The organism is Nocardioides pacificus (assembly GCF_054775955.1).
The window spans coordinates 300,255-310,483 of sequence record NZ_BAAHCI010000014.1; the positions used below are offsets into that span (position 1 = coordinate 300,255).

Consider the following 10,229-nt stretch of genomic DNA (forward strand, 5'->3'; position numbering starts at 1 on the left):
GAGCTCCTCGGACGACGACGGTGTGCTTGCGACCCTACGCAGTGGGCCATGAGGCCCTGGGGCTCGCAGTCGCGCTCACGCCCACTCCCGCCGCATCACCGTGCTGACGGCGAACGGGTCGCTCCCCTGCTGGGCGGCCAGGACCCCGGCGCCCGCCGGCGAGCCCGTGTAGACCGCCTCGCCCCCGCCGACCCAGTGCCCCCAGGCCGTGGCGTACGCCTGCGCACGGGTGGCGTTGACGCCCAGCGCCGTCGGCACCGCGTGCCACACGACGCCGTCGGACGGCACCCGGCCGTACGACGCGCGCAGCGCGTCGGCGAGCCCGGGATCGCCGGGAGCGACCACCCACCGCGGCAGGACGTAGCGCGGCGTGAGCATCGGCGAGACGGCCTCGTCCAGCGCGGCGGCGAAGGCGACGGACTCGGCCTCGGTGACCCCGCGCAGCCGGCAGCGGTAGTCGCCCTCGTGGTCGATCTCGACCTCGACCGCCTCGGCTCCGTGCGGGACCAGTCCCGCCGCCCGCAGGCCGTCGGCCACCGCACACGCCACCTGGGACAGCGCCGGCGGCTCGGCCGCGTGCCGGAGCACCCCGCGCCCGAAGTCGGCCAGGGCGCGCGCGTGGACCACGACGCCCACGACCGCCAGCACGACGCCGAGGATCCCGGCCACCGTCGAGGCGGCACCACCGAGCGCGAAAGCCACCGCCAGAGCAGCGCCACTCGCACCGATCCACAACGGCGCCGAACCGTCGCTGAACCCGGGACGTCGCTCGTCGCGGAGGTCCAGCCCGTGCTCGTGCGCGACGACCGCGGGCACCCCGCCCCGAGCGCCGATCCGTGCAGGACTGCTGGGCACGACCCGGACGGTGCGTGCCGTCTCGTCGGCGTACGGCTCCCCCACCCGCCAGCGCGCGCGGATCCCGTCGCGGTCCTCGGAGCGGACCACCATCCGGGCATTGACGGCGTCGAATCGGTCGACGGCGGGCGGCGCGAAGGGCGAGAGCTCGGGGTCGATGTGCCCCACACCGTCGACGACGTCACCGTCGTCGTCGACGGCGAAGAAGCCCTCGTGCTTGCGCACCAGCCGGTCCCAGTCCCCTGCGCCCTTGGGGTGCTCGGGCGCCACGCAGACCACCGACCAGTTCAGCGCCACCTTGTCCGGACGGGCCGGGTCGACGCGCAGGGCCCGGCCGCGGGTCTGGACGACAGCCGTCGTCGTGGTCACCGCCGTGAGGTCGACCAGGCCGCTGACCCGCCGCGCGTCCCAGCCCTCGCCGAGCAGGCCACGCGTCCCGACGAGCACGCGTGCTCCGCCGTCCTCGAAGAACCGGGTCACGTCGGCGACCCAGGTGCGGCTCGTCCACGGCCCCTCGAGGCGGGTCACGGCCCCGTCGGGCACCAGCTCCAGTCGCCCGGCGAGGACCGGATCACGGCGCGCCACGTCGGCGACGAGCGCGGTCAGGGTCTCGGGGGCTCCCGCCACGGTCCGCCCCGTCACCAGCAGCGCGCCGAGACCCCGGGTGACCGGGTCGCCCAGCAGCGCCTGCAGGACCGCGTGCGCCGACCCGGACTGCTGGTCGAGCACGCCGTGCAGACCCGCGGGCAGGGTGGCGCCCGCCCGCTCGTGGTCGCAGAGGACCAGCATCCGCATGTCCTCGCCGAGCTGCGCGTGCTCGTGGCCGACGATGTCGACGACTGCGCGCATCTTGGCCTCCGAGCGCGCCAGCACCCGGTCCACGGGTGAGCGCCCACGGCGGATGCCGCGCCGCGTCCACTGGTAGCCCACGGCGGGCAGGGCGCGCCGTACGGCCTCGATGACGGCGTCGTCGGCCGGATCCCCGGTGTGGGCGAGGTGACGGGTCAGCCAGTCGTCCACCAGCAGCACCCAGTCGTCGGCGGACGGGTCGTGGCGGTGTTCCTCGGTGAGCCGGGCGCCGGGCGGGAGCTCCAGCAGCCCGGCGTGGTGCATCCGCAGCCCGGCCGAGCACAGCTCCGGCTCACGACGGGCCAGCGCGCTCCACGACAACGCCTCCCCCACCGGCGACACGAAGCGCGCGTCGAGCCAGGACAGGAACGAGACACTGCCGAACCCGGGGTGGGTCAGCTCGGTGACGAGCTCGGTGAAGCGGGTGGCCTCCGAGGCGAGCCAGTCGGACTCGGTGGGCGTCGGTGTGGTGAGCCAGACCAGCTCGGCGAACGGCGCCAGGTCGCCCTCGCGCACCACCGCGGGGATGGTGGCCTCGAAGACGGTCTCGCCGAACAGCCGCTCGGCCAGATCGGCCTGCTCACCGGTAAGCGCCTGCGGCGGCGTCGCGGTCAGCCCCAGGACCTGGGCGTCCGGCAGCTTCTCGAGCACCTCGCCCAGCAGCCGGCCCCAGACCTCCAGCAGGTGGTGGCACTCGTCCAGCACCAGCAGCATCCGGCCCGCCCCGCGCATCGCCTCCACGAGCGCCCGGCCGTTGTCGTGGAGCCGCGACAGCAGCGGGGTCTCGTCGCCGTCGTCGTCGACCTCGGCGTCCGCGTCGAAGACGGCCAGGGACTGATAGGTGAGCACCGATAGGTGGGTGGCCAGGTCTCGCCCGTCCGAGGCGTCCAGCCCGTGCGCTGACGCCTGCCTCAGCCACTGGCCCTGGATCGCCGTGTTCGGCACGAGCACGACGGCGCGGGCCGCCGCCTCGGGGCGTACTGCGATCGTCTCGAGGCCGACGCGGGTCTTGCCCGCCCCGGGCGGCAGCACCACCCAGGCGCGGGTCCGCCCCTCTCGCCAGGCGGCGTCGAGCGCCTCGAGGGCGAGGCGCTGATGCCGTCGCAGCACCCGCTCAGCCCCAGAAGACCCGGTCGACGACGGCACGGGCCCGGCGCGTCGTGCGCAGGTAGTCGTTGACCATCTCGTCGGTGCACCCGGGCGCGTAGCCGAGCAGCTGTGCCAGCGCCGCCCGCTCGCGGTGGCCACGGGGCAGCTGGTCGCCCGGCTTGCCGCGTGCCAGTGTCACCGAGTTGCGCACGTCGCTGACCAGGCACCACGCGGCGGTCAGCTCGTGGGCGTCCTCGGGGGTGAGCAGCCCGGCCTGGCTCGCGGCCTCCACGGCCTCGATCGTCCGGGGGGTCCGCAGTCCCTCGACCCGGCCGGCGTGCTGCAGCTGGAGCAGCTGGACCGTCCACTCGACGTCGGCGAGGCCCCCGCGCCCCAGCTTGAGGTGCGTGTTCGGGTCGGCGCCGCGGGGCAGTCGCTCGTGGTCGACACGCGCCTTGATCCGCCGGATCTCGATCACGTCGTCCTCGGCCAGGCCCTCCTGCGGATAGCGCAGCGGGTCGATCAGCGCTGTGAACCGCTGGCGCAGGTCGGGGTCGCCGACGGCCGCGTCCGCGCGCAACAGAGCCTGGAACTCCCAGACCTGCGACCACTTCGAGTAGTAGGCGGCGTAGGAGTCCAGGGTGCGCACCAGCGGCCCCTGCTTGCCCTCGGGACGCAGGTCGGCGTCGACCTCGAGCGGCGGGTCCGTGGCCGGCATGGAGAGCATCCGGCGCATCTCGTTGGCGACCGCCTGGGCGAAGGACGCAGCCTTCTGCGGGTCCGCCCCGGGGGCCGGCTCCTGGACGAACATCACGTCGGCGTCGCTGCCGTAGGACAGCTCGAAGCCGCCGTAGCGGCCCATCGCCACGATCGCGATCCGGGCCGGCTGCTCCGACAGCCCGCGCTGGGCCTGGACCGCTCGACAGGTGACGTCCAGCGTCGCCTCGAGCGTGGCATCGGTGAGCCGCGAGAGCCCGATCCCGACGGCCGGGACGTCGGTGAGGCCGAGCAGGTCGCCGACGGCGATCCGGAAGAGCTCGCGGCGGCGGATGGCGCGGATCATCCGCACGGCCGTCTCCGGGTCCTCCTGGCGTCGGGCCGACGACAGCATCTCGGTGGTCAGCGCCTCGGCACTCAGCGGTGTGAGGTCCCCGCCGAGCATCCGCACGCCCTGAGGCTCGCGCTCGAGCAGGTCGGTGGCGTAGCGGGAGCTGGCCAACACCTTGGCCAGCCGCTCGGCGACCTCGCCCTCGTCGCGCAGCAGCCGGAGATACCAGTGCGTGCTGCCCAGCGACTCGCTGATCCTTCGGAAGCCGAAGAGCCCCGCGTCCGGGTCGGGTGCGTCGGCGAACCACTCCAGCATGACCGGCAACAGCGTGCGCTGGATCGACGCGGTCCGCGAGACCCCACTGGTCATCGCCTCGAGGTGGCGCAGTGCTCCGGCCGGGTCGCGATAGCCCAGAGCCGAGAGCCGCTTCTCGGCGGCCTCCAGCGACAGCCGCGCGCCCGCCCCGGGGATCCGCGCGACCGCGGCGAGCAGGGGGCGGTAGAACAGCTTCTCGTGGAGCCGGCGGACCTCGCGGCGGTGGTGGCGCCACTGCTCGTCGAGCTCGGCGACCGGGTCCTTGACCAGCCCCAGCGACCGTCCGAGCCGGCGGCGGGAGATCTCGTCCTCGGGAAGCACGTGCGTACGACGCAGCTGGAACAGCTGGATCCGGTGCTCGAGCGTGCGCAGGAACGCGTAGGCCTGGTGCAGTGAGTCCCCGTCCTCGCGGCCGACGTAGCCCTCCCGGGTCAGCTGCGCCAGGGCGCTCAGGGTGGCGCCCGAGCGGATCCGGTCGTCGGCGCGACCGTGCACGAGCTGCAGCAGCTGGACGGCGAACTCGACGTCGCGCAGCCCGCCGGAGCCCAGCTTGAGCTGCCGCTCGACCTCGTGGGCGGGGATGTGCGCCAGCACCCGGCGGCGCATGGCCTGGACGTCCTCGACGAAGCCCTCGCGCTCGGCGGCGGCCCAGACCATCGGCTCGATCATCGCGACGTACTCACGGCCCAGGGCGAGGTCGCCCGCGACCGGCCGGGCCTTCAGCAGCGCCTGGAACTCCCACGTCTTGGCCCAGCGCTCGTAGTAGCCCTGGTGGCTGGCCATCGTGCGGACCAGCGGGCCGTGCTTGCCCTCGGGGCGCAGGTCGGCATCGACCGGCCAGATCGTGCCCTCGGCGGTGTGGTCGGAGCACACCTGCATCAGCTGCGAGGCCAGCTGGGTGGCCGCCTTGAGCGCCGCGGTGTCGTCGGCGCCCTCGACGGGCTCGGCGACGAAGACCACGTCGACGTCGGAGACGTAGTTGAGCTCGTGGCCGCCGCACTTGCCCATCGCCACCACCGCCAGCCGGGTGAGCGACGCCGACTCCCCGACCCGGGCTCGGGCGATCGCCAGCGCGGCGTCGAGCGTCCCGGCGGCGAGGTCGGAGAGCTCGGCCGCCACGTCGTCGACGCCGACGTGGTGAGCGAGGTCGCGCGCCACGAGCCGCAGCAGGATCCGGCGATACTCCACGCGCAGGGCGTCGACGGCCTGGCCGTCGGGAAGCGTCGCCACCGGTGCCGCTGACCGGGGGTCGGCGCCCACGGCAGTCAGCAGGTCGGCGCGCACCGCCCAGGCCGGAGGTCGACTGCAGCCGAGCAGCGGATCGGTGAGCTCGCGCCAGTGCTCGGTGTGGCGCAGCACATGGTCGCCGAGCGCCTCACTGGTCCCCAGGACGGCCAAGAGCCGCATCGCCGTGCCCTCGTCGTCCACGAGCTCGTCGAGCAGCTCGTCGGGATGCTCCACCCGCTCCGACAGCTCGAGCAGCCGGCCCAGGGCGAGGTCGGGGTCGGCGGTCCAGGCGAGGACATCGGTCAGTGGACCGGCGCAGTCACCGAGGCGCTCGAGCCCTTCCCGGGCGACGTCGAGGTCGCGGAAGCCCATCCGGATCAGGTCGCGCCGGTTGCCGGCCCAGGGGCTCATCGCGGTCCCCCCGCGCGTGACCGGGCGAGGTCGGCCAGCCGTCCGGCCAACGGCTGCCAGGTCGACTCCAGCTCGTCCTCGGCCTGCCCGATCTCGGCCAGCAGCGCGTCGGTGTCGACGCCGCGCTCGAGGTGGTCGGCGCGGTCTCCCTCGGCCCACGCCGAGACGACCGCGACGTCGGCCTCGGGATGCAGCTGGACCCCCCACACGGTGGGAGCGAAGCGGACGGCCTGGATCTCGCCCACCGGGGTCGCGGCGAGGAGCTCGGCACCCGGAGGCAACGAGGTCACGAGGTCGTTGTTCCACTGCACGCCCCGCTGCGGGGAACCGGCGGGCTCGTGCACGACCCCGAGCAGCGGGTCGCGCGCTGCCGCGGGCGTCCACCCGAGCTCGAGCAGCCCCGTCTGCTGGCCGCGCGGGTTGCGCACCACGTCGCCGCCCAGCGCAAGGGCGACCAGCTGGTGGCCCAGGCAGATGCCGAGCGTCGGCACCCCTGCCTCCACCGCGTCGCGGATCAGCGCCTTGAGGGGCGCCAGCCACCGGACCCGGTGGTCGTCGTGGGCCGACATCGACCCACCCAGCACCAGCACCGCGTCGTACGACGAGAGCCGGGCGGGCAGCGCGTCACCGGCGTAGGGCCGACACACCTCGAGGGTGCAGCCGGCCGCCTCCAGCCAGGTGCCGAACAGGGCGGGTGGGCAGGTGGCTTCATGCTCGACGACGAGGACGAGAGGGCGCGTGCTCACCTGCTCAACCCTGTCACGTCGTCTCCGCGCCCGCAGCGGGTCTCAGATGACAGCCATCTCAGATGACCGGCGTCTCAGATGACCGGGAGCATCCGGTCACGCTCGAAGACGCTCACCTGGCCGCGATACTCCTCCCACTCCGCGCGCTTGTTGCGCAGGAAGAAGTCGAAGACGTGCTCACCGAGGGTCTCGGCGAGCAGCTCGGAGGTCTCCGCGACCCTGATGGCCTCGTAGAGGGTCTTGGGGAGCGGCTCGATGCCGAGGCTCTTGCGCTCGCCCTCGGTGAGCGACCAGACGTCGTCCTCGGCCTCGCGGGGCAGCTCGTACTCGCCCTCGATGCCCTTCATGCCGGCGGCGAGGATCACCGCGAAGGCGAGGTAGGGGTTGCAGGCGGCGTCGAGCGTGCGCAGCTCGATGCGGGTGGACTGGCCCTTGTTGGGCTTGTACATCGGGACCCGGATCATCGCCGAGCGGTTGTTGTGGCCCCAGCAGATGTACGACGGGGCCTCGCCGCCGCCGATCAGACGCTTGTAGCTGTTGACCCACTGGTTGGTGACGCAGGAGATCTCCGGCGCGTGGCGCAGGATGCCGGCGATGAACTGGCGTCCGGTACGGCTCAGCTGGTACTCCGCACCGGCCTCGTAGAAGGCGTTGCGGTCGCCCTCGAAGAGCGAGACGTGGGTGTGCATGCCCGAGCCCGGGTGGGTCGTGAAGGGCTTGGGCATGAACGACGCCCAGATGTCCTGGCTCAGCGCGACCTCACGGATCACCGTGCGGAAGGTCATGATGTTGTCGGCGGTGCTCAGCGCGTCGGCGTAGCGCAGGTCGATCTCCTGCTGGCCGGGGCCGCCCTCGTGATGGCTGAACTCCACCGAGATGCCCATCGACTCGAGCATCCCGATCGCCTCGCGGCGGAAGTCGGCCCCGTGCGACTGCGCGGTGTGGTCGAAGTAGCCGCTGCGGTCGACCGGCACCGGCTCCTTGCCGGGCTCCGGGGTGTCCTTGAAGAGGTAGAACTCGATCTCGGGGTGGGTGTAGAACGTGAAGCCCTTGTCGGCCGCCGCGCTGAGCGTGCGCTTGAGCACGTAGCGCGGGTCGGCGTACGACGGGCTGCCGTCGGGCATCACGACGTCGCAGAACATCCGTGCCGTCGACGGCCCCTCGCCGCTGCGCCAGGGGAGGATCTGGAAGGTCGACGGGTCCGGCATCGCGAGCATGTCGGCCTCGTAGACCCGGGCGAAGCCCTCGATCGCCGAGCCGTCGAACCCGATGCCCTCCTCGAAGGCGCCCTCGAGCTCCGCGGGGGCGACCGCCACGGACTTGAGATAGCCCAGGACGTCGGTGAACCACAGCCGCACGAAGCGGACGTCGCGCTCTTCAAGTGCGCGGAGAACGAAGTCTTCCTGCTTGCCCATGGGGGCAACTATGGCGTATCCGCCGTCCCGTCATCGCCGGAGGGCACGTTCTCGAGCTCGGCGAGCCACGCCACGGGGGTCGCGTCCGACGGCATCCGCCAGTCGCCGCGCGGCGACATCGTGCCGCCCGGCGAGACCTTGGGGCCGTTCGGGAGTGCCGAGCGCTTGAACTGACTCGCGAAGAACCGTTTGACGAAGACCTCCAGCCAGCGCCTCACCTCGGCCAGGTCGTAGGCCTGGCGCCGGTCCTCGGGGTAGCCGGGCGGCCACTCCCCCGCGGCCACGTCGCGCCAGGCGTGCCAGGACAGGAACGCGATCTTGCTGGGCCGGTAGCCGCGCCGGATCACGTGGTAGAGCGTGAAGTCCTGCAGCGCGTAGGGACCCACCGAGTCCTCGGTGGCCTGGGGCTTCTCGCCCTCCTTGGTCGGGACGAGCTCCGGCGTGATCTCCTGCGCGAGGATCTGGGCCAGCACCTCGTTGGTGTCGTCCTCGAACTGCCCGCTCTCGATCACGTAGCGGATCAGGTGCTGGATCAGCGTCTTCGGCACGCCCGCGTTGACGTTGTAGTGCGACATCTGGTCGCCCACGCCGTACGTGCACCAGCCCAGCGCGAGCTCGGAGAGGTCGCCGGTGCCCAGGACGATGCCGCCGCGGTGGTTGGCGAGCCGGAAGAGATAGTCGGTGCGCAGGCCGGCCTGGACGTTCTCGAAGGTGATGTCGTAGACCTCCTCGCCCTCGGAGAAGGGGTGGTCGAGGTCGTCGAGCATCTGCCGGGCGGCCGGCGTGATGTCGATGGTCTCGAACGTGACGCCCAGCGACTCCGAGAGACGCGTGGCGTATCCCTTGGTCGTCTCCCCCGTCGCGAAGCCCGGAAGGGTGAAGGCGTGGATGTCGCTGCGCGGGCGGCCGAGCCGGTCCATCGCCTTGGCCGCGACGATCAGCGCGTGGGTGGAGTCGAGCCCGCCGCTGACGCCGATCACGATCTTGGGGTGGCCGATCGACTCCAGGCGCCGCTCCAGTCCCGAGACCTGGATGTTGTAGGCCTCGTAGCAGTCCTGGACGAGGCGCTCGACGTCGTCGGGGACGAACGGGTAGCGGTCGACCTTGCGACGCAGGCCGATGTCGCTGGTCGGTGCGCCGAGCTCGAAGGAGACGGTGCGGAAGTCGGCGATCCGCTCGGCGAAGGAGCGCCGGTTGTCGTCGAACGTGCCCATCCGCAGCCGCTCCTGGCGCAGCTTGTCGAGGTCGACGTCGGCCACCGAGCGGCGCGGGCCGTCGGGGAAGCGCTCGCTCTCCTCGAGTAGGTCCCCGTTCTCGTAGATCATCGTCTGGCCGTCCCACGACAGGTCCGTGGTCGACTCGCCCTGGCCCGCCGCCGCATAGACGTACGCCGCGGAGCAGCGCGAGCTGGCGCTGCGGCACAGCAGGTGGCGATCCTCCGCCCGCGCGATGGTGATCGGGCTGCCCGACAGGTTGGCGAGCACGGTCGCCCCGGCCAGCGACGCCTCGGCGCTGGGCGGGATCGGGACCCACATGTCCTCGCACACCTCGGCGTGCAGCACCAGACCTGGCACGTCCTGGGCGGCGAAGAGCAGGTCAGGCCCGAACGGCGCCTCGCGGCCGGCGAGCATGATCGACTGCCCCCGCTGGTCGTCGCCGGGCGCGAACCAGCGCCGCTCGTAGAACTCGCGGTAGTTCGGCAGGTGCGACTTGGGCGCGACCCCGAGGATCTCGCCGCGGTGGATGACGACCGCCGCGTTGAACAGCCGCTGCCCCGCTCGCACCGGCGCCCCGACCACCAGGACCGGCATCAGGTCGACCGATGCCTCGACGATCTCGTGGATCGCGGTCTCGACCGCCTCGAGCAGGGTGTCCTGCAAGAAGAGGTCGTCCACCGAGTAGCCCGTCAGGCACAGCTCCGGGAACACCGCCACCGCCACCGACTCCTCGTGGCAGGCCCGCGCCTGCTCGAGCACCTGCGCCGCGTTGGCCGCAGGGTCGGCAAGCGCGACCGGGAGCGTGACAGCTGCGATGCGGGCGAATCCATGGGCGTAGGCCGAGTAGAAGTCCACGCGGCGAGTCTGTCAGACGACGTTCGCTGGTCGAGCAGGTTGCGCAGCAACCCGGCCCCTCGCTGGTCGAGCAGGTTGCGCAGCAACCGACGTCGAGACCCCCGGCCCCTCGCTGGTCGAGCAGGTTGCGCAGCAACCGACGTCGAGACCCCCGGCCCCTCGCTGGTCGAGCAGGTTGCGCAGCAACCGACGTCGAGACCCC

5 protein-coding genes are annotated in these 10,229 nt (G+C 72.5%); all 5 read right to left on the reverse strand.

Annotated elements, in window-relative coordinates:
* Nucleotides 1-75: 75 nt before the first annotated feature.
* Nucleotides 76-2,814, reverse strand: coding sequence for a DEAD/DEAH box helicase family protein (locus tag ACYU7L_RS17855; RefSeq protein WP_460799478.1), 2,739 nt, complete (start codon nt 2,812-2,814; stop codon nt 76-78).
* Between the two features lie 4 nt (nt 2,815-2,818).
* Nucleotides 2,819-5,794, reverse strand: a complete 2,976-nt coding sequence (locus ACYU7L_RS17860; protein ID WP_460799481.1) for a bifunctional [glutamine synthetase] adenylyltransferase/[glutamine synthetase]-adenylyl-L-tyrosine phosphorylase — start codon at nt 5,792-5,794, stop codon at nt 2,819-2,821.
* A complete protein-coding gene (locus ACYU7L_RS17865) occupies nt 5,791-6,540 on the reverse strand; it encodes a type 1 glutamine amidotransferase (protein WP_460799483.1) in 750 nt (249 codons plus the stop codon). The genes ACYU7L_RS17860 and ACYU7L_RS17865 overlap by 4 nt, the downstream gene beginning before the upstream one ends.
* Nucleotides 6,541-6,614: 74 nt before the next feature.
* The gene (glnA, locus tag ACYU7L_RS17870; protein WP_460799485.1) at nt 6,615-7,955 is read right to left on the reverse strand and encodes a type I glutamate--ammonia ligase; all 1,341 of its coding nucleotides are present in this window, start codon (nt 7,953-7,955) and stop codon (nt 6,615-6,617) included.
* Nucleotides 7,956-7,963: 8 nt separating this feature from the next.
* Nucleotides 7,964-10,027: an NAD(+) synthase gene (locus tag ACYU7L_RS17875; protein ID WP_460799488.1), complete on the reverse strand. Its 2,064-nt coding sequence runs from the start codon at nt 10,025-10,027 to the stop codon at nt 7,964-7,966.
* Between the last annotated feature and the right edge of the window lie 202 nt (nt 10,028-10,229).